This window comes from Streptomyces sp. NPDC018610, from assembly GCF_044391765.1.
Lineage (GTDB): Bacteria > Actinomycetota > Actinomycetes > Streptomycetales > Streptomycetaceae > Streptomyces.
This window is the reverse complement of sequence record NZ_JBISAL010000001.1, coordinates 286,897-312,733: the sequence shown is the minus strand read 5'-3', so window position 1 is coordinate 312,733 and position 25,837 is coordinate 286,897. Positions and strand designations below refer to the sequence as shown.

Genomic DNA, 25,837 nt, shown 5'->3' with positions numbered 1-25,837 from the left:
TTGTCTAAGGTGATCAGGTGAGCGACCAGACGCAGGAACAGGGCACGGCACAGCCGCGGCGCGTGGTCGTCGTGGGCGCGGGCATGGCCGGCGTGCAGACCGCGGTCGCCCTGCGCGAGCAGGGCTTCACCGGCGCCGTCGTACTGATCGGCGCCGAGCCCCACCAGCCCTACGACCGGCCGCCGCTGTCCAAGGCCGTCCTGCTCGGCAAGGCCGAGGGATCCGCCTTCGACGTCGACTTCGAGGCGCTCGGCATCGAACTGCGGCTCGGCCGTGAGGCGCTGGCGATCCGCCCCGAGGAACATGTGCTCGACACCTCCGACGGGCCGGTGCCCTACGACGTCCTCGTGCTCGCCACCGGTGCCGAACCGATTCGCCTCCCGGGCTCCGAGGGCGTCCCCGGCGTCCACCTGCTGCGGACCCTGGACGACGCCGAACGACTGCGGCCCGTCCTCGCCGAGCAGCACGACGTGGTGGTCGTCGGCGCCGGCTGGATCGGCGCGGAGTTCGCCACCGCCGCCCGCGAGGCCGGCTGCGCCGTGACGGTGGTGGAGGCCGCGGACCGGCCGCTGGCGGGGGCGGTGCCGGCCGAGGTGGCCGCGCCGATGACCGCCTGGTACGCCGACAGCGGCACCGAACTGCGCACCCGCGCGCGCGTGGCGCGCGTCGAGCCGGGCGCGGTGGTGCTCGACGACGGCTCGCGGCTGCCCGCCGGCGCCGTCGTCGTCGGCATCGGGGCGCGCCCGGCGACGGCGTGGCTGGCCGGCTCCGGCGTCGGGCTGGGCGAGCACGGCGAGGTCCTGGCCGACGACCACCTGCGCACCTCCGTCCCGGACGTGTACGCCGTCGGCGACTGCGCCTCCTTCCCCTCGGGGCGGTACGGCGAGCGGCTGCTGGTCCACCACTGGGACAACGCGCTGCAGGGTCCGCGCACGGTCGCCGCCAACGTGGTCGGCCCGGCGCCGGCGGCCTACGACCCGGTGCCGTACTTCTGGTCCGAGCAGTTCGGCCGCTTCGTGCAGTACGCCGGCCACCACACCCCGGACGACACGCTGCTGTGGCGCGGCGAGCCCGCCGGGCCCGCGTGGACCGTCTGCTGGCTGCGCGGGGACCGGCTGGTCGCTCTGCTGGCGGTCGGCCGACCGCGCGATCTCGCGCAGGGCCGGCGGCTGATCGAGGCCGGCACGGCGATGGATCCCGGGCTGCTGGCGGACCCGGCCAGACCGCTGAAGGCGGCCACCGCGTAGGGCGCCGTGCCGCGCGCCGTCCTCCCAGGTGGGCGGGGCTGACTTGGGACTGTCGGTGGCAGATGGCACGCTTGGTCCCGTGACCGAGATTGACGCCAAGATTGATGCTCTCGTCCCCGCCTGGCTCACCCTGCCCGACATCGCCGAAATGCTCGACGTCGAGGTGACACGGGTGCGGCAGCTGGTCAAGGAGGGCCAGCTCATCGCCGTACGCCGGGGTGAGAACCGGGCCCTGCACGTGCCTGCCGCCTTCATCGACGGCGACAAGGTCGTCAAGGGCCTGACGGGGACCCTGACGCTGCTGCGGGACGACGGCTTCACGGTCGAAGAGATGATCGAGTGGCTGTTCACCCCCGACCCGACCCTGCCCGGCACCCCCGCGCAGGCCCTGAGTGAGAACCGCGGCACGGAGGTGAAGCGACGCGCCCAGGCTCTGGCCGTCTGAAGCCACGCCGCCCTCGGGTCCTTCGTCCGCCCGGGCCGGGGCGGGCGAGTCCGGCGTGATCCGGACGAGCGGCCCTGAGCGGCCGGGCCCCTGTGCCGGGCCGTTCCCGGGGCGGGGCTCCGGCCCCGCGCCGACCGCCGTAGGGTCGGCACACTGCACCAGCGGTGAACGGCGACCGCGGTCTCCGTAGGCCGTGGGCGCCGCCGCCGCACCGACAGCGGCGCGTGAGCGCACCGCATCCACAGCGGCGTGCCGCCGTACCGCGTCCACAGCGGAGCGGGGGCGCGCCGCATCGACGAACGGGGGGACCCACGTATGTCCGACGCCGCCATCGACACCTCCGCGGCCGCCGCTCGTGACCGGCTCGCCGACGCGCGCCTGTACCTGTGCACGGACGCCCGCAGGGAGCGGGGCGATCTGCCCGAGTTCCTCGACGCGGTGCTGGCCGGCGGAGTCGACATCGTGCAGCTGCGGGACAAGGGCATGGAGGCGGGGGAGGAGCTGGAGCACCTGAAGGTGTTCGCCGACGCCTGCGCCCGCCACGGCAAGCTGTTCGCGGTCAACGACCGCGCGGACGTCGCGCACGCCGCCCGCGCGGACGTGCTCCACCTCGGGCAGGGCGACCTGCCCGTCCCGGCGGCCCGCGCGATACTCGGCGACGGCGTCCTGATCGGCCGCTCCACGCACTCCGAGGCGGAGGCGGAGGCCGCGGCGGCGCAGGACGGCGTGGACTACTTCTGCACGGGCCCCTGCTGGCCCACCCCGACCAAGCCCGGCCGCCACGCGCCCGGCCTCGGCCTCGTCCGCCACACCGCCTCCCTCGGCACCGACCGTCCCTGGTTCGCCATCGGCGGCATCGACCTCGGCAACCTCGACGAGGTCCTCGACGCGGGCGCCCGGCGGGTCGTCGTGGTCCGGGCGATCACCGAGGCCGACGACCCCGGCGCGGCGGCGGCGGAGTTCGCCGAGCGACTGCGGCAGGCGGGATAGCCGGATCCGCTCCGATGCCGTTCGCGGCGTGCTCTGACCTGCTGTGATCTCGCTCCGGTCGCTCCGGTCGCTCTACTCCCGAATGTGTCTCGCTATTCGGACGGGCGATGGGGTGTCCGGGGCGTATTTCGGGGTCACGTGTCCGATGGGTGGACGAGAAAGGGGCAATTCGGTCAAATTTCCGGGGTTCGGTTGGGGGACCGCCGCCCTGTGGATAACCTGCGAGTATGGCCCTCGGAACCGCATCCACCAGGACTGACCGCGCTCGCACCGTGCGCGACATGCTCGCCACCGGCAAGAGCACGTTCTCCTTCGAGTTCTGGGCGCCGAAGACGGAGAAGGGCGAGCGCAACCTGTGGAACGCGCTGCGCAGGGTGGAGGCGGTCGCCCCCGACTTCGTCTCCGTGACGTACGGGGCCGGCGGTTCCACCCGCGCGGGCACGGTCCGGGCGACCGAGCAGATCGCCGCCGACACCACGCTGACGCCGGTCGCGCACCTCACCGCCGTCAACCACTCGATCGCCGAACTGCGCAACATCATCGGCCAGTACGCCGACGCCGGGATCCGCAACATGCTCGCCGTGCGCGGCGACCCGCCCGGCGACCCGATGGGCGAGTGGGTCCCGCACCCGCGCGGGCTGACCTACGCCGCCGAACTCGTCCGTCTCATCAAGGAGTCGGGCGACTTCTGCGTCGGCGTGGCGGCCTTCCCCGAGATGCACCCGCGCTCGGCGGACTGGGACTCGGACGTCGCGCGCTTCGTCGACAAGTGCCGCGCCGGCGCCGACTACGCCATCACCCAGATGTTCTTCCAGCCGGAGTCCTACCTCCGGCTGCGCGACCGCGTCGCCGCCGCGGGCTGCGAGACCCCGGTCATCCCCGAGGTCATGCCGGTCACCAGCGTCAAGATGCTGGAACGGCTGCCCCAGCTGAGCAACGCCGTCATTCCCGACGCCCTGAAAGAGCGGATCCTCACAGCCAAGGACGATCCGGCGGCGGTACGCTCCATGGGGATCGAGTTCGCCACCGAGTTCTGCGCGCGGCTGCTGGCCGAAGGAGTGCCCGGACTGCACTTCATCACGCTCAACAACTCCACGGCGACCCTGGAAATCTACGAGAACCTGGGCCTGCACCACCCACCGCGGGCCTAGACCGGCCGTACCCGCGTACGACACACTGCGGAGCGGTCACTGGGAGAGGGGCGTACATGGGCTGGACGGTCCTCTACATCGCGTTCGGCGTCGTCGCGCTGTGGCTGCTCGGCGAGGTGCTGCTGCAGTACAAGGCGCGGCTGCGCTGGCGGCTGCTGGCCTTCGCGGGCTTCCTGTGCGTCGTGCTCGGTGTGCTGATCCCGTCGGTTCTGGTCATCGGCCTCGGCACGGCCGCGTTCGCGGTCGGGCAGACGTACGTGACGCTGTCCTTCCGCCGCGGGTTCGCGGCCGGTTGGGCGGTCAGCCGGCCCGGTCCGGACGGCGAGGGAACCAAGCGCCGCCGGGGCAGGGCCGAGCGCAAGAAGAAGGGCGCGGACCCGGAGGCCGCCGGCCCCGAAGCCGTCGACGGCGTACCGCACCCCGACGCGGACGGCGCCCACCTCACGGACGGCGCGCATCTCACGGACGGCGTGGACGTCTTGGCCGGAGCGGACGCGGCAAAGGCGCTGACCGGGGACGACGGCCCGCCCTACGGGCACGACGACGACCAGGACCGTGACGACGTGTTCGCGCCCGCCCGGCCCGGCCGCGCCACGGCCGCCGAGAGCACCGCGGTGTACGAGCCGCAGCCCCTGCCCGACGACACCGGCTCCTACGGCGTCTACGGCACCCGGACGCCCCAGGACGAGTACGCCACCACGGCCCAGAGCGCCGACCAGGGCTACGGCTACGACTACTCCGGCTACGGGCAGCAGGGCTACGGCTACGACACCACCGGCCAGGGCTACACCGGCTACTCCGACCCGTACTTCACCGGCCAGCCCGCCTACGGCGACGCCTCCTACGACACCGCCTACGGCACCCACGGCGCCCAGGACCCGTACGCCGCGGGCGGCTACGGGGGCGAGACGCCGGCCGCCGGGGTGTGGGTTCCGCAGCAGCGCGGCGAGGACGCGAACGGGCTCCCGCCCGAGCAGCAGCCCTACCCCTACCAGGCCGAGGGGCAGGGCCAGGCCCCGCACGGGGCGGGCTTCGACGAGCAGTACCGATTCTGAACCCGGCCTGAACCCGGCCTCTGAGCCCGGCAGGTTCTGGGCCCGGCGGGTTCTCGAGCCCGGCGGCCGGTCGCCGGGTCGGGGGCGCTGACGGATCGGACCCACCGCGAGCCGGGCGCACGGCCGGACCGGACTCACGGCCGGGCCGAAATCGAACCCGGCCGGGCCCACTGCTGCCGGGCCGAACGCAGGCCCGGGCCGGGCCCACTGCCCGGCCGGGGTCACTGGGAGCCGCGGAACTCCGGTCCCTCCACGATCAGTCCTGCCACCAGCGCGCCCGACATCCCGGCGTGCGGCAGCCCGCCGCCGGGGTGCGACCAGCCGCCCACGGTGAACAGCCCGGCGAGCGCGGTGGAGTTGGACGGGTGCAGCAGCCGCCCCTCGGCGGCGGCCAGCGCCGGCGCGGGCACGGCGCCGCCCGCCGCACCGGTCTCCCGCTCGACGTCGGCCGGGCCGCGGACCTCGTGCCACAGAATCCGGTCCCGCAGCCCCGGCACCGCGCGCTCGGCCGCCGTGATCATGCGGTCGGCCTGGACCTCCAGGGCCTCGCGCCCCGCGACCGCCGAGCCGTCCGCGGGGGCCGGGACCGTGGCCGTGAGCGTCACGGCCTCGTGCTCGGCGTCCGGCGCCAGCGCCGGGTCGCCGGGCCGCGACACGGTGACCGTGGGCAGCGCGGGCATCCTGGGCGCGGTGCCGAACAACGCGTCGAGTTCGGCCTCGCGGTCCCGTGTGTGCACCACGGTCCGGTGCGCCGTCCCCTCGGGACGCCCGCCGCGCAGCGCCAGCAGCACGGTCAGCCGGCTCGGCAGTCCGCGCTGGGCCGGCACCCCGCCGCCGTTCCGGACCGACGCACGGCCGGCCAGGCGCTCCAGGGTCCTCGGCGGCACCCCGGCGACCACGAACTCCGCCTCCGCGACGGACCCGTCGGCGAACTCCACGCCCGCCGCCCGGCCGTCCTCCTCGACGATCCGCCGGGCCTCGGCACCGAAGACGAACTCGACCCTGCGGGCCACGCACCGCTCGTACACCGCGCGGGCCAGCTCACGCAGGCCGCCCCGGACGTACCAGGTGCCGAAGGCGTGCTCCATGTACGGCAGCACGGCCGCGCTCGCCGGAGCGGTGCGCGGATCGAGGCCGTAGGCGAGCGCGTGACTCTCCAGGAGCGCGGCGAGGCGGGCGTCGCGCAGCTCCCAGGCACCGACCTCGGCGAGCGTGCCGGCCCGCCGGGTGCGCAGCAGGCGCTTGTGCGGCACCGCCGGATAGGGCTCCCGCTCGGCCAGCACCGGCCAGTTGGGCCACAGCGGCTCCTCCAGCAGCGGCCTGCGGGTGCGGTCCCAGGCCTCGCGCGCCCGCACCAGGAAGTCGCCCCAGCGCTGCCCGGCCCCCGCCCCGAGCGCCTCGTCCAGGGCCGTGACGACGCCCGCACGGGAGGCGTTCGGCAGGGACACCTCGGCGCCGTCCGCGAAGACGTGCCGTGCGGAGGGGTCGACCTGGACCAGTTCGACGCGGTCCTCCAGCGGCTCCTTGCCGGTCTTGACGAACAGGTCGCGGTAGACCGCGGGCAACGGGAGCAGTCCGGGGCCGGTGTCGAAGGCGAAGCCGTCCCGTTTGAGACGGCGCACCGCGCCGCCGTACGTCTCCGTACGCTCGTACACCGTCACCCGGTGGCCCGCGACGGCCAGCCGGGCGGCGGCAGCCATCGCGCCCGTCCCGGCGCCGATCACCGCAATCCGTGCCATGCCGGCGACTTTACCGACCACCGCCGACAGTTCCCGCCGCGGGGCTGTGACCAGCGCGTTCCTCCCCTGGCCGGCTCTTTCGGACCAGGGCGGCGAGCGCTGAGTACCCGTACCTAGCCGCCAAGATGAGTACGCGCGCGGATGGGGGCCGGGCCGCGTGGACGGGAGAGTGGGGGCACGGGAAGGGGCACGGCGCCGGTACCGCCGGCACGGGGCGGCGGAACGGCGCCGCCCTGGACCGCCCCCTTGGCCGGCCCGCGCCGGCGGACGCGGGGCACGGGTCCGGGACGACCGGGCGGGACCCGCCGGGGCCGGGGGCCGGGGAGGTACGGGACGACCGGACACGACCCGCCGGGGCCGGGGAGCGGGGGAGGCAGGGGGAGCCGGAGCGGGCGGGAGCGACGGTGCGTCGAGGCCGGCGGGGGAACGCGGCCATGGCGTACCGGCGCTCCCGCCACCCGCCCCGACGGCTCCCGGAGGTCCAGGCCCGCGGGACCCCGCTGCGCCCCCCGACGGTCCCCCGCGTGTCTCAGCGGGCGCCGCTCACCCGTCCCTGCAGGAGGCGGGACAGGGCGGCGTGGACGTCGTCCAGGGAGCGTTCGGGCTGGAAGGACTTCCAGTCCAGGGCGGCCACCAGCACCATGCCCACCAGGGCGGCGGCGGTGAGCGGGACGTCGATCTCCTCGCTGAACTCACCGTGCGCCACCCCGTCGCGCAGTACGCCCTCCACCACCGCGACCGCCTCCTGGCGGACCACCATGAGCGTGGACTGCCAGGCCCGGTTGGTGCGCCACAGCTCGGCCACGTACAGCTGGGTGAAGGCGGGGTAGCGGTCGATGAAGACGAGACCGGCCCGGATCATCGCGTCCAGGGCGTCGACGCGGCTGCCGCCCGCCCGCTCCGTTCCCTCGGCCGCCTCCCTGAGGGAGGCGGTGAGCAGTCCCACGCCGTGCCGCAGCAGCTCCTCGAAGAGGACCGACTTGCTCGCGAAGTTGTAGTAGACCGTGCCCTTGGCCACCCCGGCACGCTCGGCGATCTCGTCCACCGTGGTGGCGGAGAAGCCCTGCTCGGCGATGAGCGTGACGGCCGCCTCGTAAAGCTTCTGCCGGGTGGCCTCCCGGCGGGTACGGCCGCCCGGCGTGGTGCTGCTGCGTTCCATGGCCCCGATTCTCACAGGTACGGACCGTCCGGCGGGTCCGGCGGGTCCGGTGGGTCCGGCAGGGGTGGCGGGCGGCCGGGTCACAGGCTCAGCTCCGGGTGCAGCCGGTCCAACGTCCACACCTGCCGCCGCCGCGCCGACAGCGCGGTCAGCGCGAGTGCCGCCGCCGTGAAGCCCGCGAGCACCGCGCAGGCCGTCCACACCGGCCCGAGAGAGCCGCCGGTGATCAGCCTCCTGAGGGCGTCGACGACGTAGCTCATCGGCAGGAAGGGATGCAGCGCGTTGAAGAAGCCGGGACTGGTCTGCACCGGATAGGTGCCGCCGGCGGACGTCAGCTGGAGCATCAGCAGGGCCAGGACGAGGATCCGGCCGGCCGGTCCGAAGCGCGCGTTCAGCCACTGCACGATCGCCGCGAAGCACGCCGCCACCAGGAACAGGAAGGCGATCGTGCCTCCCGCGCGGACCATCTCCAGGCCCACCGCCCAGTGCAGCACCGCCATCAGGGCCGCCGTCTGCAGCGCCCCGACCGCCACCACCGGCAGCCAGCCCGCCAGCGCGATCCGCCACGAGGAGGCGCCCGCGGCCAGCGCGCGCCGGTTCATCGGCGGGATCAGCATGTACGCCACCATGGCGCCCACCCACAGGGAGAGCGGGATGAAGTACGGGGCGAAGCCGGTGCCGTAGTTGGGCGCGTGATGCAGGTCCCGGGAGGCCAGCTGGACCGGGTCGGCCATCACGCCCGTGCGCTGGTCGCGGTCCTTCTTGTCGTAGTCCGGGATCTTCTTGGCGCCGTCGTGCAGTCCGCCGGCCAGCTTCCCGGAACCGTCGGCCAGCTTGTACATGCCGCCGTTCAGGTCCAGGGCGCCCGTCTTGAGCTTGCCGACGCCGTCGTCGAGGTCGCTCGCGCCGGACTTGGCCGTACCGAGCCCGGTGTGCAGCTTCTTCGCGCCCGCGGCGACCTCGCCCGCGCCCTTGTTGAGCTCGTCGATCCTCTTCACGGCGTCGTCGACGTCCTCCGACAGGTGCGGCGCCCGGTCGGCGAGCGCCTGGGCCTTCTTCTGGAGGCCGGCGAGGTCGGCGTCCAGCTTCTTCAGATCGCCGTCGTTGTCCGTGATCAGCGTGTCGACGTCGTCGGCGACGGTCGCCACGTCGGCGGCGGCCTCCTTGGCCTTCTCGAGGTCGGCGCAGGCGGCGTCGGGCAGGGCGGCGGATTCCGGGCAGCGCCGGGCGTAGACGTCGTCCAGGCCGGTGGAGGCCGCGTGCGCGGCCCTCGCGGCGCCCGGGGCCCTCTTCACCAGCGTGCCGAGGTTGCGGCGGATCGCCTTGGCGGAGTCCGCGACCAGCTGGGCCGAGTCGCCGATCGTCTTCTCGTTGTCCTTCAGGAAGGGGCCCACAGCGGTGTGCACCGCGTCGACCTTGTCGGCGAGGGTCTGGGTGCCGTCGGCGACCCGTCGTGAGCCGCTCTCCAGGGCGCCCGCGCCGGTGTCGAGCCTGCGCAGGCCCTTGGCCAGCTTGCCGCTGCCCTTCTTGGCCTCCGTCAGCCCGTCGGCGAGGTCCTGGGAGCCCTTCTTCGCCTTGCCGATGCCCCCGCTGAGCCGGTCGGCGCCCTCGGCGGCCTCGACCGTCTGCCCGTGGATGTCGGAGAACGAGATGAAGATACGGTCCAGGAAGGAGCGCGAGGCCTTGGTGGAGGCGGCGGTGCGGACCTCGTTGAACACCGTCCGCGAGATCTGCCCGACGATGTAGTTGTTGGCGTCGTTCGTACGGACCTGGAGGGCGCTCGTCTCGGGGGAGCCGCCCGCGCTGGAGGCGATCCGCTCGCTGAAGTCGGCGGGCATCGTCAGCGAGAGGTAGTACGTGCCGTCCTCGACGCCCCGGCGGGCCTCGGCGGCGCTCACCCGGTGCCAGTCGAACACCTCGCTCTTCAGCAGGCCCTTGGTGAGGTCGTCGCCGGCGGTGATCCGCTGCCCGCCGGCCGTGGCCCCGCGGTCCTCGTCCACGAGCGCCACCGGCACCCGGTCCAGGCGGCCGTACGGATCCCAGAAGGACCACAGGTACAGCGCGCCGTAGAGCAACGGCAGCACGAGCAGGGCGACCAGGGCGGCGCGCGGCAGCCTGCCGCGGCCGAAGCGCCTCAGTTCAAGAGCGGCCAGTCTCGGCGAGCGCATCGGCCGCCCCCTCCGTGTCGTCGCCGGGTTTGTCGTCCTTAGGCCTGATGTCGTTCTTGGGCCCGTTGTCGTGTTCGGGCCCGTTGTCGCGTTCGGGCCTGTCGTCGTGTTCGGGCCTGTCGGTCTCGGGACCGGCGTGGTCGGGGCGTCCGCCGTCGTCCTCGGGCCCGTGGTCGTCCTCGGGCCCGTGGTCGTCCTCGGGCCCGCCCTCGTTGTCGCGTCCGCCGTCGTCGTCGGGGGCCGGCTCGGTCGTCTCGTCGGCGTCCCTGTCGTCGCCGGTCCCGCGGTCGCCGGTCCCGCGGTCGGTGGTCCTGGTGTCGGCGGTCCCCGGCTCGCGGGAGCCGGTGGTGGACACGACCACCGCGTCATCGGGCGCCTCGCCGCACACCGCCACCACGGTCGTCCCGGACTCGGCGACGGATTGCAACAACGCCCAGACCTCGGTGCGTTCGGCGGGCGAGAGCTTGAAGTCGGCGTCGTCCACGGCGAGCAGTCGCGGCCCGGACATCAGGGCCAGGGCGACGGACAGGCGCAGCGCCTCCAGACGCTCCAGGTCCCGCACGGTGGTCCTCGCGCCCTTGGGCAGCGCCATGAGGTCGAGGCCGGCGGCGGCCAGCGCGGTGTCCGTCAACTCCCGTTCCTCGGCCCGCCGCCGCGCGCGCGAACGCAGCAGGCCGCGCGGCGCGGAGCCGAACCTGCGCTGGAGCAGCGCCCGTTCGCGCAGGTGCTCGCCGACGGTCAGGGCCGGTTCGAGGTCGGTCACGCCGGCGACGTTGGCGAGCGCGCTGACGCGGCGCAGCGCGGACATGTGCCGGGGTGGTTTGAAGCCGCCCACCTCGGCCACCCCCTCCGTGGGCTTCATCCGCCCGGTGAGCGCCAGCAGCAGGCAGGTGCGGCCGGAGCCGGACGGGCCCGCCACGGCGATCAGCGCACCGGGCTCCGCGTCGACGTCCACGTCGCGGAACGCCCAGCCGCGCGGCCCGCGCAGCCCGAAGCCGCGGGCCGTGACGGCGAGGCCGCGCCCGGCGTCCCCCGCCGTGCCCGGCCCGGCGCCCCCCGCCGGGCCGGCCACGGCGGTGCGAGGGCTGAAGCGCGGGGTCTCCTGCGGCTCCTCGGAGGCGTCCACGGGCCTTCCCCTCCCCCTGCCGGTTTTTGAACTGACTGGTCAGTGCAAAAGTTACCCCCGATTCCGCGATCCAAGCAAAAGTCCAGGTCAGAACGGATTGTCAGTGGCATACCTCACGATGGGCACATACGGCACCCGTGCCGTCACCCAGACGACAGGAGGTTCGTCATGGCCAACTCCTCCGCGGCCGCCCGCCGGCGCCGCGCTTCCGGCCCTGCCCCCTCACTGACCGGCCCGGCGAGCGACGTGCACCCCGTGCTCCGCCGGGCCACGGCCCCGCCCGCCGCACTCGACCTGCTCGCCCAGGCCCGGGCAGGACTCGAAGAGGCCACCGTCCTGGAACAGCCGAACGAGCGCTACGCGACGGCCCACCTCGCCGCCCTGCGCACCGCCGCCGCCGTGCTCGCCGCACGAGGCCGCCCGGAGACCAACCCCAGGCGCCGGGCCAGGATCCGCAGCGCCTGGGAAGTCCTCCCCGAGATAGCGCCCGAACTGACCGAGTGGAGCGCGCTGTTCGCCTCGGGCGCCCGCCGCCGCGCGCTCGCCGAGGCCGGTGTCCAGGGCGCGGCCGGCCGCCGGGACGCCGACGACCTGATACGGGACGTGGCGATGTTCCTGCGCATCGTCGAGCGAATGCTGGTCCTCCAGCCGGTGCTGCCGCAGCCCCGCCCGGACCCGGGGGAGACGGGCGGCGCCGAGGCGACGGGCGGAGGGGGCATCGGAGGCAATAGGGTGGAGAGTGCCTGAAGCCTTCCCGCCTCCCGTTCCCGGGCCGGGCAGGCAGCCCGATCGCCCCGCCGTGCAAGAGGCGGTGCCGCCTCGAGGAGTCAACTGCCGTGTCGGACCCGATGCGCCCGCCCGTCTCCCCACACAGCCCTCGACCGACGTCACCGCGCCCCGGCTCCTCCCGGCCGCGCGCCGCACTCCGTACGGCCGTGGTCTGGGAGGTCCTGCGGGACGCCCTCGACCGGCGGGTGAAGGCCACGGGCCGGGAGGCGCTGGACGTTCTCGACACCGGCGGCGGCAGCGGCAACTTCGCCGTGCCCCTGGCCGGCCTCGGCCACCGGGTCACCGTCGTCGACCCCAGCCCGAACGCGCTGTTCGCCCTGGAGCGCCGCGCCGCCGAGGCCGGCGTGGCCGACCGGGTGCGCGGAGTGCAGGGCGACGCGCACGGACTCTTCGACGTGGTCGAGCGCGGCGGCTACGACGCGGTGCTCTGCCACGGTGTCCTGGAGTACGTCGACGACCCGGCCGAGGGCCTGCGCAACGCGGTCGCCGCGCTGCGCGCCGGGGGCGTCCTCAGCCTGCTCGCCGCCGGTCTCGGCGGCGCGGTGCTCGCCAGGGCCCTGGCAGGCCACTTCAAGGAGGCCCGGCAGGCCCTCGGCGACCCTGACGGCCGTTGGGGCGAGGGCGACCCGATGCCGCGCCGCTTCACCGCCGAGCAGCTCACCGCGCTCGTCGAGAGCGTGGGGGTGACGGTGGGCGCGGTGCACGGCGTCCGGGTCTTCGCCGACCTCGTGCCCGGCGTCCTGGTGGACACCGAGCCGGGCACGCTGGACGCGCTGCTGGCGCTGGAGGCGGCGGCGGCCGAGCTGCCGGCGTTCCACTCCGTGGCCACCCAGCTCCACGTGCTCGGCGAGACACCGGCCGCCGCGGGGGCCTGAGCCGGTCCCGGGGCCGCCGCCGCGTGACCCGAGCCGGTCGACGGGGCACGGGGCCACTCGTGGGGCGGACCTCGGGCCGGCGGTCCGGCCGGGCATGGAGTGCGCCACAGGCCCCCCGCTCCCCGACCGTGCGCCGTATGATCGAGGGAGACCGTCCGGCATGACGGGTCGGCCGCCGGGGAATGGAAGCCTCAGCGAGCCGGGCCCGCCGTGGCGGATCAGGTTGGCCAGTTGGCGCAGAGGGGCGGGTTTCACGGGGGCGATTCCCTGCCTATCCTGAAGGGACCCCCCGGGTCGCCCCCGGCGACTGCACGATGAGGAGGACTCCGTGCCGCTCTCGGAGCACGAGCAGCGCATGCTCGAGCAGATGGAGCGAGCGCTGTACGCCGAAGATCCCAAGTTCGCGTCGGCGCTCGAGGGAAGCGGGCTGCGTACGTACACCCGGCGGCGGGTCTACCAGGCGGTCGCGGGCTTCCTCGTAGGTATCGCGCTCCTCATGGCGGGTGTGGTCACCCAGCAGACATGGGTGAGCGTCGTGGGTTTCCTGGTCATGCTCGGCTGCGCCGTGCTGGCCGTGACCGGCTGGCGCAAGTCCCCCAAGCCGGGGGAGCAGCCCGTCGGACCGCACGCCCGCCACCAGATCCGGGCGAAGCGCTCCATGATGGACCGCATCGAACAGCGCTGGCAGCGCCGTCGCGACGAACAGGGTCACTAGGCGAGGAGCCGACCCAGACATCCGGTGAGGGGCTGGCCACCACAGGTGGCCAGCCCCTCACCGATGTCCAGAACCGGCCACGTCCCGACCCCAGGGCCACGACTCGCCGTCCCGACGGCCTCCGTCCCCGGCCTAGGGCGGGCTCAGAAAGTCCCGTCTGGCTCGCGGCGTCCGGTGCGGCGCTCCCCCAGCCTTCGGCCGGGGGCACCCCCACGCCGCGTTGTCGGGATCGTCCGCGTACGCCCGGTACGCGGACGACTCTCCGCCTCGCGATGCTCCCCCACTGCCTGAACGGCGTGGGGGCCCCACCGCCAGACGCCGCGAGCCCTGCCCTCCGGGCGGACGACGCCACTCGCGAGACACGCCCTGGCGGCGCTCCGACAGCCCGTCGTGAGGCCGCGCCCCGCCACCCGGGCGCGGCCCACGCCCCGGAGCGCGCCCAGGCTCAGTGGCGTGCCCGCGCCCTGTAGGGCGATGCCCCGCCGGCGGGCACGCCCGCGCTCCGGGGCTGCCCCTCTCGCGAGGCGAGACAGGGCGGATCCCTGGGCGAGACGGGCGGGCCCCCGCGGCCGGGCGAACGGCCGCCCGGGGCGCGGCCGGCCGCCGCCGGGTGGTCCCACCCTCCGTCGGCGCGGCGTCAGCCCTGCTGGCGTGAGGGCCGGCGCAGCGCCGGGCGGAGGGCCCTCACGCGGGATCTCAGGGCCGACCAGCGGGCAGAGAGAGCCCAGGCCAGGCGGGCGCTGGAGCGAGGGGCGAGCGCGGCGCGCAGTCCGGCCGCGCGGGAGGCCGTGGCCCGCAGACCCGCAGCGGCGTGGCGGGCGTCCTCGGCGAGCCCGGCGACCGGACGCGGCCGAGGAGCGTAGAGGACCTGCTCCACGGCATCCGCCAGCCGGTGCACCGAGGCCGCGGCCGCCGGGTCCAGACGTCCGAGCCGGACGATCCGCGCGGCCGCCGTGCGCGGTGTCCGCGAGTCGTCCGGTGGGATGCCGAAGTCCCAGGCCGTGTCGGTCAGTTCCCGCCAGACGGCGAGCGTGTGCGGCGCGGCGTCCGCCTCGCCCCGCCCGTGCGCGCCCAGCCGGATCGACCGCACCCGTCTGCGCCACAGTGCCGGCAGCAGCGGCAGCACGACGACCAGCGCCCCGCCCAGCGCCCACGCCGCGACCGCGTACCACCGAGGACCGCCGTCGTCGACGGACAGCACGGCCTGCGCGGACGGGCTCGGGCACTCCTGCAGCCGCTTCAACGTCGGCGGGCAGTCCGTGCTCGCCGAGGCCGTGGCGGACGGCGCGGCGCTCGCCGTACGGGACGGCGCCGTCGGGTCCGGCACGCTCGTGCCCGGCGTGTCCGACTGGGTGTACCGCGGCTGCGTGCCCCGCGTCGGGGTCGGCTCGAAGCGGGTCCAGCCGACGCCCTCGAAGTACAGCTCGGGCCAGGCGTGCGCGTCCTTCAGCCCCACCGCGACCGTGCCGTCGCCCTGCGGTGAGCCCGGCGCGAAGCCGACCGCCACCCGGGCGGGGATGCCGAGCGTGCGCGCCATCGCGGCCATCGCGAACGAGAAGTGCACGCAAAAGCCCCGCTTGTCCCGCAGGAACTTGGCGATCGCCTCCGAGCCGCTGCCCACCTCGACCTGGGTGTCGTACTGGAAGCCGCCGTTGACGGCGAACCAGTCCTGGAGCTTGACCGCCTGCTCGTAGTGGTTCGCCGCACCGTCGGTGACCGCCCGCGCGGTCACCGCGACGATCCCCGGCAGCGACTTGGGCACCTTGGTGTACTCGCGCTTCAGCGCGGCGGCCGGGTCCGGCGCCGCGGCGAGCTGCGCCGCCGTCGGCTGTACGTCCAGGCTCCGGACCTGGTAGGTGAGCCCCCGCGTGTTCTGTCCGTGGTCGCCGACCAGCGTCATGCCCACGGGCTCGTAGCGCCAGTTGCCCTTGATCCGCACGCCGCTGGGCGGGTACGGCATCGGCAGCCAGTCCTGGGCGTACCAGTCCGCCGCGGAGACCGTCGTGGTGACCTCCGCGCGCCGCACGTCGCCGCTGAGGCCGGCCGGGGTGGGCAGCGGGTCGGGCACGCCGACGATGTGCCGCTGGGACGGCTTCCAGGTGGTGCCGTCGAAGTCGTCCAGGGACACGATCCGCAAGTACAGGTCGGAGGCGTCCGCCGCGTCGGTGCGCAGGCTCAGGACCGTGCGGTCCTGGTCCACATTCAGGCTGTCGCGCAGCGAGACCAGCGGGTTCACCGCGGAGATCGTGCCCCCGCCCCCGACGCCCGCGCCGACCCCCGCCCCGGCCGGGCCCAGCAGCCCGCCCTTCATCGCCGGCAGCGCCAGCGGCACCACCAGGGCGACGCCCAGCGCGAACGCGCCGATGCGGCGCCCCGTGCGCACGGGGGCCGGCGCGCCCCCGGACTCGCGGCCCGGGGCGCGGGCCGCGCCGCTGAACACCCGGCCCCACTGCGCGAGCCGGTCCCGGCCCTCGGCCAGCAGCAGCATCAGATAGCCGGCCGCCGCGAGCAGGAACCACAGCCAGTCGGTGCCGCCGTCGGCCAGGCCCGCGGCCACGGAGTACAGCGCGAGCAGCGGCAGTCCGGCGGGGGCCGCGCTGCGGAAGGTCACCGCGAGGGCGTCCACGACCAGCCCGATCACCAGGACACCGCCGACGATCATCAGCCGGATGCCGTCGGACAGCGGCGCCGGGGGCGCGTACCGCCCGACGTCGTCGGCGCCCTGCTGCAGCAGGTCGGCCAGATGGCGGAAGGACTCGGGGCCCGGGACCAGCCCGGCCAGGGCCTGGCCCCGGGCGAAGACCAGGGTCAGCAGCACCAGCGTGACCAGGGCCTGCGCCGCCACCGTCAGCGGTCGCGCCGGCGGTACCCGCCGCAACGCCGCGCCCACCGCCGACTGCACGGCCAGCAGCAGCGCTGCCTGGAGGATCCATACCGAGGAGTCGACCAGCGGCAGCAGCGCGCACGCCGCCATCAGCGTCGCCGCCGCGGCGCACCACGTCAGCCGGGTCCGCCCGCTCATGCCCGCCCCTCCCCGAAGCCCGCGCCACGCCCCGCGTCCGCCGCCCCTGCTCCCGCGCCCGCCGCGCCGTACCCGACGCCGCCCGCCGTCCCGTGACCGCCCCCGGCACCCGCCTCCGGAGCGGCTGCGGCCGTTACCGCGGGACGGGCTTCGAACACCGGGCCGCCCGCCGTGCCGTGGCCGCCACCGACGCGGTCGTGCCCGCTCCCGCCCGTCACGCCGAAGCCGCCTCCGGCTCCCGGGCCGGCGGCGGTGCGCTCACGGTCCGCCTGACGCCAGAGTTCCTCCAGCGAGGCGCCGCGGGGCACGCGTACGACCGTCCAGCCCGTCTCGCGCAGCAACCGCAGCGCGGCCGGCATGCCGGGATCCGCCGTACCGGGCGTCCCGGCCGGCTCCCGCGTCCACGCGTCGCCGTCCAGCACGAACGCGACCGCGCCCCCGCTGCGCTGCCGCATCTTCGCGGCCACCGCGGCCTGCGTCTCGTCGAGGTCGCCGAGGAAGGCGACCAGCAGCCCCTCGGTGCCGCCGCGCAGCACGTCGTACGCCCGCGACAGCCCCGCCCCGTCCGAGTGGGCGATCATGGCGAGGGTGTCCATCATCAGCCCCGCCGCGTCCGCCGACTCCTGGCCGGACCCGGCGAACCCGTCGGCGCCCTCGCCGGGCACCGAGTCGCCCGTGTCGGTCAGCAGCCGCACCGAGAAACCCCGCTCCAGCATGTGGACCAGGACGGAGGCCGCCCCGGACACCGCCCACTCGAAAGCCGCGTCGGGGCCCACGCCCCGGAAGGCGGCGGCCCGGGTGTCCAGCAGCACCGTGCAGCGGGCGCGCTGCGGCTGCTCCTCACGGCGCACCATCAGCTCTCCGTAGCGCGCGGTGGAACGCCAGTGCACGCGGCGCAGGTCGTCGCCGTAGCGGTACCCGCGCGGGATGACGTCGTCCTCGCCGGCCAGCGCCAGCGCGCGCTGCCGTCCGTCGCCGTACCCCCTGGCCTCGCCGGTCAGCCGCACCGGCGGCAGCGGCACGACGCGCGGGATGACGGTCAGGGTGTCGAACGACGAGAAGGAGCGCGTCAGTTCGCACATGCCGAACGGGTCCGACAGACGCAGCTGGAGCGGTCCCAGCGGATAGCGGCCGCGCAGGTCGGAGCGGACCCGGTAGGACACCTCGCGGCGGCCGCCGGGCTCCACCCGGTCGAGCACGAAGCGGGGGCGCGGCCCGAGCACGTACGGCACCCGGTCCTGGAGCATCAGCAGGCCCGTCGGCAGCCGGGACACGTTGTCCATCCGCAGGTGGACCCGGGCCTCGCTGCCGGCGGGCACCTGCGCGGGGGAGAGCCGGCGGTTGCCGGCGACCCGGTAACGGGTGCGGTGGAGCACGCCCGCGCAGACCAACGGCAGCACGGCGAGCAGCAGGCCCACCCGCAGCAGGTCGGGCTGGCCGAGGACGTACGCGCAGACGGCCGCCGCCACACCGGCGGCCAGGAAGGAGCGCCCGCGCGTGGTCAGACCGGCCAGCGCGGTGCGCACACCGCCCCTGTCCCCCTGGTCGTCCCGCGGGTGAACGGTCCCCGCGTCGGTCATCAAAGCCCCCGCGGCTGCGGCCGGCCGAACTCCGGCGTGGTGTGGACCGAACCGAGTCCGCCGGCCTGGGCCGCCGCCGGCACCGGGGTGTGCTGCACGATCTCCTGGACGACCTGTTCCGCGGTGCGCCGGTTGAGCTGTGCCTGGGCGGTGGGCAGCAACCGGTGGGCGAGGACCGCCACCGCGAGCGCCTGCACGTCGTCCGGCAGGGCGTACTCCCTCCCGCTCAGTGCCGCGGACGCCTTCGCCGCGCGCAGCAGATGCAGCGTCGCGCGCGGCGAGGCGCCGAGTCTGAGATCGGGGTGGGAACGGGTGGCGGCGACCAGGTCCACCGCGTACCGCCGCACGGCGTGGGCGACGTGCACCGCGCGCACGGCGTCGATCAGCTTGACGACGTCATGGGCGTGCGCCACCGGCTGGAGGTCGTCCAGCGGGCTCACCGCGCCGTGCACGTCCAGCATCTGCAGCTCGGCCTCCGGGCTCGGATAGCCGATGGATACGCGGGCCATGAAGCGGTCGCGCTGCGCCTCGGGCAGCGGATAGGTGCCCTCCATCTCGACCGGGTTCTGCGTGGCCACCACCATGAAGGGGCTGGGCAGTTCGTAGGTCTGCCCGTCGATGGTGACCTGCCGCTCCTCCATGGACTCCAGGAGCGCCGACTGGGTCTTGGGGGAGGCGCGGTTGATCTCGTCGCCGATCACGATCTGCGCGAAGATCGCACCCGGCTTGAACTCGAAGTCCCGGCGCTGCTGGTCCCAGATGGACACGCCGGTGATGTCCGACGGCAGCAGGTCGGGCGTGAACTGGATGCGCCGCACCGAGCAGTCGATGGACCGCGCCAGCGCCTTGGCGAGCATCGTCTTCCCCACGCCGGGGACATCCTCGATCAGGAGGTGCCCCTCGGCGAGCAGTACGGTCAGCGAGAGCCGCACGATCTCGGGCTTGCCCTCGATCACTCTCTCCACCGAACCGCGGACCCGCTCCACAGTCGTGGTCAGATCGTCCCCCACGCTCGGCTTCGCTCGCGCGGGGACACCCCCAAGGCTCGCTCGATCGTCATAGGTCGTCACCCGGCCCTCCTCGGCCCTTCCCCGCGCCCTTCGACGGGCAGGGGATACCCCAGCTTTCCAGGCCGAGGCCCGCAGCGCGGACCGGCCCACCCCGAATACGGACACCACGCGGAGGTCGTTCCGTGTGATGTCACCCCCGCATTCTTGCCGCCGTTACCGATTCGTGTCATCCGCCTGTGGACAACTGGCCGCGATATGTCGGGTCTTATGACCTTTCGCAGGTGGCGAGCCTCGGCTCCGCGCACGACGGCCGGTGTCCGCGCGCGGGGATCCGCGGCCCGGAGGCCGCGCGCCACGACCGCGGCCGGCGCCCGCACGCGGCGTGTCGCATGCCGCGTGCGGGCCCGCCGGGCCGAGGCGCCGGGCCGGGCGCGCCGGTCAGGCGGCGGGGTCGATCTCGCGCAGCCGGCCGGTCCGCACGTCGAACACGAAACCGCGCACGTCGCCGGTCTCCAGCAGGAACGGCGAGGTGCGCACGCGCTGCATCGACTGCCGCACGTCCTGGTCGACGTCCTTGAACGCCTCCACCGCCCAGGACGGCCGCTGGCCGACCTCCATCTCCAGCTCGTGCCGGAAGTCCTCGGTGAGGGACTCCATGCCGCAGTTGGTGTGATGGATCAGCACCACGCTGCGCGTGCCCAGCGCCCGCTGGCTGATGGCGAGCGAGCGGATCACGTCGTCGGTGACCACACCGCCCGCGTTGCGGATGGTGTGACAGTCGCCGAGTCGCAGCCCGAGGGCGGCGTGCAGGTCGATACGGGCGTCCATGCAGGAGACGACCGTCACCTTGCGGACGGGGCGGGCGTCCATGCCCGGGTCGGTGAACGCGTCGGCGTAGGCCGCGTTCGCGGTCACCAGGTCGTCGATGACGGCGCCGTCCGTTATGGCGTTGTCGGATCCGGCGGGAACTGATGCAGAAGTCGTCATACTCATGACGTTACTGGTCGTGCGCCCCGCGGTCCTCTCAAGCGAGGGGACAAAAGGCCCCGCGGTCGCTTGTTGTGATCGACTCCACACACGCCGCTACCCCCTCCTTCCGGGTGAAACTCACCGGATCGTCGTGTCACCGGCACTCCGCCGGGCGACGCGCAGGCCGGTTGATTGACCGGGCGACACGGTGGACTAAAGTGACGCGAAGCGGGAGGCGCCGCTCTCCCTGCTGGACATGCTTTTCCCGGAGGCCCCGGCACACACCCGGTCGGCCTCCCCACGTGCGCGGGGCGTACGTACGGCTCGGCCTCCTCCCGCTCCGGTCGGCTGACGCTTCCGGCGCCGGCCGGACCCAATCCTCCGTGAGCGGTCGGGGACCCGGCGGTGCGTGCGGGACGCGCCGGACCTGAGAGGGCCCCTTGAGCGACAGCCGACACGTCCCCGTGATGCTCCACCGGTGCCTGGACCTCCTGGCGCCCGCACTGGAGCGGCCTGGGGCGGTGGTCGTCGACTGCACCCTCGGCCTCGGCGGACACAGCGAGGCCCTGCTCACCCGCTTCCCCGAGGCCCGCCTCGTCGCGCTCGACCGGGACAAGGAGGCGCTGCGCCTTTCGGGCGAGCGGCTGGCCCCGTTCGGCGACCGGGCCACCCTGGTGCACGCCGTCTACGACGAGCTGCCCGACGTGCTCGACCGGCTGGGCATCGCCCGCGTGCAGGGCGTCCTGTTCGACCTCGGCGTCTCCTCCATGCAGCTGGACGAGGCCGACCGCGGCTTCGCCTACGCCCAGGACGCCCCCCTGGACATGCGCATGGACCAGTCCACCGGCATCAGCGCCGCAGAGGTCCTCAACACCTACCCGCCCGGCGAACTGGTCCGCATCCTGCGGGCGTACGGCGAGGAGAAGCAGGCCAAGCGGATCGTGGCCGCGATCGTCCGCGAGCGCGGGAAGGAGCCGTTCACCAACAGCGCCCGGCTGGTGGAACTGATCCGCGACGCGCTGCCGCAGGCCGCCAAGCGCACCGGCGGCAACCCGGCCAAGCGCACCTTCCAGGCCTTGCGCATCGAGGTCAACGGCGAACTCTCCGTCCTGGAGCGGGCGATCCCGGCCGCCGTGAAGGCGCTCGACGTCGGCGGTCGGATCGCCGTACTGTCGTACCAATCCCTCGAAGACCGCCTGGTCAAGCAGGTGTTCGCGGCCGGCGCCGCCTCCACCGCGCCCCCCGGCCTCCCGGTCGTCCCCGAGCGCTACCAGCCCCGGCTCAAGCTGCTGACGCGCGGTGCCGAACTTCCCACCGAGGAGGAGATCGCCGAGAACCGGCGGGCGGCGCCGGCCCGGCTGCGCGGCGCCGAGCGCGTCAGGGCGGACGTCGAGTGAGGCAAGGAGGACCAGTGAGCAGGAAACCGGAACTCAGGGGCCGCGCCGCCCGGCTGGCGCGGCTCTTCCCGGGGAACCGGCGACAGGCCGCCCGCACGCCCTTCGTCCTCCTCGTCGTGCTGCTCCTCGGCGGCGGCCTCATCAGCCTCCTGGTGCTGAACTCCGCGCTGAGCGAAGGCGCGTTCCAACAGGACGACCTGCAGAAGGACACCAAGAACCTCACCGACGAGGAACAGGCCCTCCAGCGGGACATCGACGCCTACTCCGCCCCCGACGCACTGGAGCGCCGCGCCCGGCAGCTCGGCATGGTGCCCGGCGGCGACCCGGCCTTCCTCGATCCCGACGGCACCGTCAAGGGCGTCCCCTCGGCCGCCCCCGAGCAGTCCGAGGCCGAACAGTCCGCCTACCAGGAACTGCCGGTGTCCCTGCGCCCGCCCGAGACGCTCACGGCCGCACCGGGCCCGGTGGCCGGCGCCCCCGCCGACGGCAGCCTGGCCGGCGGCGCCCCCACGGCGGGATCGCCCACGGACGGCTCCGGTCCCGGCGCCCCGGAGACCGCGCTTCCCGCGGCCCCCGAAACCGCACCCGCCGACCCGGCGACGCCCCAGCCCGCCACGACCACGACCCCCGGCAGGTGACGGAAGTGACCGACAGGGAACCGCCGCGCCGCCGCGTGCCCGGCCCCGCCAGGCCCGCCCGCCCCGCCGGCGGCCGGCCCCGCCCCGGCCCCGGCGCCCGCCCGGCCCGCCGCCCGAACTCCACCTGGCGGCCCCCGCCCGTGCGCGTGCTCCGGCTCGGCAGCCCCCGCCCGCGGCTGCGCCTGATCGCCGTCGCGCTCACCCTGGTGCTGCTGGTCTTCGTCGTACGGCTGCTCCAGGTGCAGGCCGTCGACGCGAGCGCCTACGCCGCCAAGGCCGACGAGAACCGCTACGTCGTCCACACCATCGCCGCCGAGCGGGGCGGCATCACCGACCGCGACGGCGTCGCCCTCGCGGCCAGCGTGGACGCCGACGACATCACCGCCGACCCCACCATGTTCACCCGCGAGACGCTGAAGATCGGCGACGGGCCCGAGCAGGCCGCCGCGCTGCTCGCCCCGATCCTCGGGCAGGACCAGGACGGCCTGGTCAGGAAGCTGAAGACGGCCAACACCCGGTACGTGCTCCTGGCCCGCCGGCAGGCGCCGCAGGTCTGGAAGCAGATCAAGGACCTCAAGGCCGCACTCACCAAGAAGGCGCAGACCGACGGGGCCACCGTCAACGTCCTGGCCGGCGTCTTCTCCGACCCCAGCAGCAAGCGCGTCTACCCCAACGGCGACCTCGGCGCCGCGCTGATCGGCTGGGTCAACGCCGAGGGCAAGGGCGGCGGCGGCATCGAACGGCAGCTCGACAAGGAGCTGTCCGGTGAACCGGGCAAGATCCGCTACGCCCAGTCCGGCGGCCGGGAGGTGCCCACGGCGGGCTCCACCGAGACACCCGCCGTGCCCGGCACCGACGTCGAACTCACCATCGACCGCGACATCCAGTGGGCCGCCCAGAACGCCATCACCGAGCAGGTGCGCAAGTCCGAGGCCGACCGCGGCTACGTGATCGTGCAGGACACCCGGACCGGCGAGATCCTCGCCATGGCGAACTCCCCGGGCTTCGACCCGGGCGACCTCGCCCACGCCGACCCGGCGGCGCTCGGCAACTGGGCCGTCCAGGACGCCTTCGAGCCCGGCTCCACCGCGAAGCTCATGTCGATGGCCGCCGTACTGGAGGAGAACGCGGCCACGCCGCTCACGCACGTCGTCGTGCCCAACCGGCTGCACCGCGGCGACCGGCTCTTCCACGACGACGTCGACCACAAGACCTGGTACCTCACGCTCAACGGCGTGCTCGCCAAGTCCAGCAACATCGGCACCATCGAGGCCACCGGACAACTCGGCAAGACCCAGGCCGAGGCCAACAAGGTGCTCTACTCCTACCTGCGCAAGTTCGGCATCGGCAGCTACACCGGCCTCGGCTTCCCCGGCGAGACCAAGGGCATCCTCGCCCCGCCCGAGAAGTGGTCCACTTCGCAGCAGTACACGATCCCCTTCGGCCAGGGCGTCTCCATCAACGCCGTGCAGGCCGCGTCCGTCTACTCGACGATCGCCAACGGCGGAGTCCGGATCCAGCCGACCCTGGTGCGCGGCACCAAGGGCGCCGACGGCCGCTTCACCCCCGCCCCGAAGCCCGCGACGAGTCGCGTGGTGAGCGCCAAGACGGCCAAGAACCTCGCCCAGATGCTGGAGTCGGTGGTGGACGACGAGCAGGGCACCGGCCTCAAGGCGCGCATTCCCGGCTACCGCGTCGCGGGCAAGACGGGTACGGCCAACCGCGTGGATCCGGCCACCGGCAGATACCGCGGCTACACGTCGTCGTTCGCCGGGTTCGCCCCCGCCGACAACCCCCGCGTCACCGTCTACTGCGCGATCCAGAACGCCACCAAGGGCAACTACTACGGCGGCCAGATCTGCGGCCCGATCTACAAGCAGGTCATGGAGTTCGCACTGAAGACCCTGCAGGTGCCGCCCACCGGGGCGAAGGCCGCGAACCTGCCCGTCGAGTTCAAGCCCTGACCGGCGCGCGGCCCGGCCGGAGCCCGCGCCACCACCGCTCCCCACCGGCGCGGACCGCCCCGCCGCCGGACCCGTACGACCCGTACCGCCCGCACGGAACCACCAGGAACCAGCCCGTGACAACGATCACCCCCGATCCCGGGAACCGTCCCCGTCCTGAGCCCTCACTTCGCTCCCGGGCGGGTACGCCCGGTACGCTCACCGCCGTGCCACACGCCGATCAGTCCCAAACCACTCAGAAGGGCGCTTCCGTGACATATCCGGGACCGCCGCGACCGGTTCAGGTCTCCGCCACACCCCTCGCGGAGCTCGCCGATCAGCTGGGTGCCGCGCAGCCGGAGAGCACCGCCGACGTCACGGGCATCACCCATGACTCGCGCGCCGTGCGCCCCGGCGACCTGTACGCCGCCCTGCCCGGCGCCCGTGCGCACGGCGCCGACTTCGTCACCCAGGCGGCGAGCCTCGGCGCGGCCGCCGTGCTCACCGACCCGGCCGGCGCCGAACGCGCCGCCGCGACCGGCCTGCCGGTCCTCGCCGTCGCCGACCCGCGCGCGAGGATGGGCGAACTGGCCGCCACGATCTACGGCCGCCCCGGCCGCGAACTGCTCCAGATCGGCATCACCGGTACCTCCGGCAAGACCACCACCGCCTACCTCGTCGAGGGCGGCCTGAAGACCGCGAAGGCCACCGGCCTGATCGGCACGGTGGAGATGCGGATCGGCGAGGAGCGCATCAAGTCCGAGCGCACCACCCCCGAAGCCACCGACCTGCAGGCCCTGTTCGCCGTCATGCGCGAGCGCGGCGTCGAGGCGGTCGCCATGGAGGTCTCCAGCCACGCCCTGGTGCTGGGCCGGGTCGACGGCTGCGTCTTCGACGTCGCCGTCTTCACCAACCTCAGCCCGGAGCACATGGAGTTCCACTCCGGCATGGAGGACTACTTCCAGGCCAAGGCGCAGCTGTTCACCCCGGAGCGCAGTCGGCTCGGCGTCGTCAACTTCGACGACGAGTACGGCCGGCGGCTCGCCCGGGAGGCCACCGTCCCCGTCGTCACCTACTCCGCCGAGGGTCACCCCGACGCCGACTGGCGCGCCGAGGACGTCCAGGTCGGCCCGATGGACTCGGCGTTCACCGTGACCGGCCCCGAGGGGCGGCAGATCAGCGCCCGTTCGCCGCTGCCCGGCCCGTTCAACGTCGCCAACACCCTCGCCGCGATCGTCGCCCTGGCCGCGGCCGGCCTCGACCCGCAGGCCGCCGCCGACGGCGTCGCCGCCGTACCGGGCGTGCCCGGCCGTCTCGAACGCGTGGACGAGGGTCAGCCCTATCTCGCGGTCGTCGACTACGCGCACAAGACCGACGCCGTCGAATCGGTGCTCCGCGCCCTGCGCAAGGTCACCAAGGGCCGGGTGCACGTCGTGCTCGGCTGCGGCGGCGACCGCGACCGGACCAAGCGCGCGCCGATGGGCGCCGCCGCGGCCAGGCTCGCCGACACGGCCGTACTGACCTCGGACAACCCCCGCTCCGAGGACCCCCTCGCGATCCTGGCGACCATGCTCGAGGGCGCGGCCTCCGTGCCCGCGCACGAGCGCGGCGAGGTGCTGCTCTTCGAGGAGCGGGCCGCCGCCATCGCCGCCGCCGTCGCCCGGGCACGGCCCGGGGACACGGTGCTGGTCGCGGGCAAGGGCCACGAGCAGGGCCAGGACATCGCCGGCGTGGTCCGTCCCTTCGACGACCGCCAGGTGCTCCGCGAAGCCATCCAGAACACCCAGGGATGAAAATCCAGAAGACCCAGGGGATGAAC

At 74.4% G+C, this 25,837-nt stretch carries 19 protein-coding genes and 1 pseudogene; 12 read left to right on the top strand and 8 right to left on the bottom strand.

Annotated elements, in window-relative coordinates; genetic code table 11:
- Positions 1-17: 17 nt before the first annotated feature.
- The 5 genes from ACH5A8_RS01385 to ACH5A8_RS01365 all read left to right on the top strand — a co-directional run bounded on the left by ACH5A8_RS01385 (position 18) and on the right by ACH5A8_RS01365 (position 4,888).
- Positions 18-1,247, top strand: coding sequence for an NAD(P)/FAD-dependent oxidoreductase (locus ACH5A8_RS01385; protein WP_398996732.1), 1,230 nt, complete (start codon positions 18-20; stop codon positions 1,245-1,247).
- 79 nt (positions 1,248-1,326) lie between these two features.
- Positions 1,327-1,692: an Rv2175c family DNA-binding protein gene (locus ACH5A8_RS01380; protein WP_398996730.1), complete on the top strand. Its 366-nt coding sequence runs from the start codon at positions 1,327-1,329 to the stop codon at positions 1,690-1,692.
- A 315-nt stretch (positions 1,693-2,007) separates the two neighbouring features.
- Positions 2,008-2,682, top strand: coding sequence for a thiamine phosphate synthase (gene thiE, locus ACH5A8_RS01375; RefSeq protein ID WP_398996728.1), 675 nt, complete (start codon positions 2,008-2,010; stop codon positions 2,680-2,682).
- A 227-nt stretch (positions 2,683-2,909) separates the two neighbouring features.
- Positions 2,910-3,833 (top strand): methylenetetrahydrofolate reductase [NAD(P)H], encoded by a 924-nt coding sequence (gene metF, locus ACH5A8_RS01370; RefSeq protein ID WP_398996726.1) that lies wholly within the window; start codon positions 2,910-2,912, stop codon positions 3,831-3,833.
- 56 nt (positions 3,834-3,889) lie between these two features.
- Entirely contained in the window at positions 3,890-4,888 is a 999-nt protein-coding gene (locus ACH5A8_RS01365) for a hypothetical protein (protein WP_398996724.1), read from the top strand.
- 221 nt (positions 4,889-5,109) lie between these two features.
- Here ACH5A8_RS01365 and ACH5A8_RS01360 read toward each other — a convergent pair whose 3' ends face one another.
- The 4 genes from ACH5A8_RS01360 to ACH5A8_RS01345 form a co-directional block, all read right to left on the bottom strand.
- On the bottom strand, positions 5,110-6,627 hold the full coding sequence (locus ACH5A8_RS01360; protein WP_398996722.1) for a phytoene desaturase family protein: 1,518 nt from the start codon (positions 6,625-6,627) through the stop codon (positions 5,110-5,112).
- Between the two features lie 529 nt (positions 6,628-7,156).
- The gene (locus ACH5A8_RS01355) at positions 7,157-7,786 is read right to left on the bottom strand and encodes a TetR/AcrR family transcriptional regulator (protein WP_398996721.1); all 630 of its coding nucleotides are present in this window, start codon (positions 7,784-7,786) and stop codon (positions 7,157-7,159) included.
- A gap of 80 nt (positions 7,787-7,866) precedes the next feature.
- Positions 7,867-9,954 carry a YhgE/Pip family protein gene (locus ACH5A8_RS01350; RefSeq protein ID WP_398996719.1) on the bottom strand — a complete coding sequence of 696 codons (2,088 nt, stop codon included), beginning with the start codon at positions 9,952-9,954 and terminating at the stop codon, positions 7,867-7,869.
- Positions 9,926-11,026 carry an ATP-binding cassette domain-containing protein gene (locus tag ACH5A8_RS01345; RefSeq protein WP_398998196.1) on the bottom strand — a complete coding sequence of 367 codons (1,101 nt, stop codon included), beginning with the start codon at positions 11,024-11,026 and terminating at the stop codon, positions 9,926-9,928. The genes ACH5A8_RS01350 and ACH5A8_RS01345 overlap by 29 nt, the downstream gene beginning before the upstream one ends.
- A gap of 222 nt (positions 11,027-11,248) precedes the next feature.
- Between ACH5A8_RS01345 and ACH5A8_RS01340 the strand changes: the two genes are divergently transcribed.
- From ACH5A8_RS01340 to ACH5A8_RS01330, 3 genes are all read left to right on the top strand, one after another.
- Entirely contained in the window at positions 11,249-11,827 is a 579-nt protein-coding gene (locus ACH5A8_RS01340; RefSeq protein WP_398996717.1) for an SAV_6107 family HEPN domain-containing protein, read from the top strand.
- Between the two features lie 89 nt (positions 11,828-11,916).
- Positions 11,917-12,744 (top strand): methyltransferase, encoded by an 828-nt coding sequence (locus ACH5A8_RS01335; RefSeq protein ID WP_398996715.1) that lies wholly within the window; start codon positions 11,917-11,919, stop codon positions 12,742-12,744.
- Positions 12,745-13,072: 328 nt separating this feature from the next.
- Entirely contained in the window at positions 13,073-13,459 is a 387-nt protein-coding gene (locus ACH5A8_RS01330; protein WP_398996713.1) for a DUF3040 domain-containing protein, read from the top strand.
- Positions 13,460-14,096: 637 nt separating this feature from the next.
- On the opposite strand, the gene ACH5A8_RS01325 is transcribed toward ACH5A8_RS01330, so the two are convergent.
- From ACH5A8_RS01325 to ACH5A8_RS01310, 4 genes and pseudogenes are all read right to left on the bottom strand, one after another.
- Positions 14,097-16,481 (bottom strand): DUF3488 and DUF4129 domain-containing transglutaminase family protein, encoded by a 2,385-nt coding sequence (locus tag ACH5A8_RS01325; protein ID WP_398996711.1) that lies wholly within the window; start codon positions 16,479-16,481, stop codon positions 14,097-14,099.
- A gap of 227 nt (positions 16,482-16,708) precedes the next feature.
- Positions 16,709-18,061: pseudogene (locus ACH5A8_RS01320) on the bottom strand (DUF58 domain-containing protein); the annotation flags it as partial.
- Positions 18,061-19,131: an AAA family ATPase gene (locus ACH5A8_RS01315; RefSeq protein ID WP_398996709.1), complete on the bottom strand. Its 1,071-nt coding sequence runs from the start codon at positions 19,129-19,131 to the stop codon at positions 18,061-18,063. The pseudogene ACH5A8_RS01320 and the gene ACH5A8_RS01315, both read right to left, overlap by 1 nt.
- Positions 19,132-19,509: 378 nt before the next feature.
- Positions 19,510-20,058, bottom strand: a complete 549-nt coding sequence (locus ACH5A8_RS01310; RefSeq protein ID WP_398996708.1) for a beta-class carbonic anhydrase — start codon at positions 20,056-20,058, stop codon at positions 19,510-19,512.
- A gap of 422 nt (positions 20,059-20,480) precedes the next feature.
- Here ACH5A8_RS01310 and rsmH point away from each other — a divergent pair, with 422 nt between their 5' ends.
- From rsmH to ACH5A8_RS01290, 4 genes are all read left to right on the top strand, one after another.
- On the top strand, positions 20,481-21,437 hold the full coding sequence (gene rsmH, locus ACH5A8_RS01305; protein ID WP_398996706.1) for a 16S rRNA (cytosine(1402)-N(4))-methyltransferase RsmH: 957 nt from the start codon (positions 20,481-20,483) through the stop codon (positions 21,435-21,437).
- A 14-nt stretch (positions 21,438-21,451) separates the two neighbouring features.
- Positions 21,452-22,075: a septum formation initiator family protein gene (locus ACH5A8_RS01300; RefSeq protein WP_398996704.1), complete on the top strand. Its 624-nt coding sequence runs from the start codon at positions 21,452-21,454 to the stop codon at positions 22,073-22,075.
- A 5-nt stretch (positions 22,076-22,080) separates the two neighbouring features.
- Complete coding sequence (locus tag ACH5A8_RS01295; RefSeq protein WP_398996703.1) at positions 22,081-24,039, top strand: peptidoglycan D,D-transpeptidase FtsI family protein; 1,959 nt, start codon at positions 22,081-22,083, stop codon at positions 24,037-24,039.
- A 116-nt stretch (positions 24,040-24,155) separates the two neighbouring features.
- Complete coding sequence (locus ACH5A8_RS01290; RefSeq protein ID WP_398996701.1) at positions 24,156-25,811, top strand: UDP-N-acetylmuramoyl-L-alanyl-D-glutamate--2,6-diaminopimelate ligase; 1,656 nt, start codon at positions 24,156-24,158, stop codon at positions 25,809-25,811.
- Positions 25,812-25,837 lie beyond the last annotated feature (26 nt).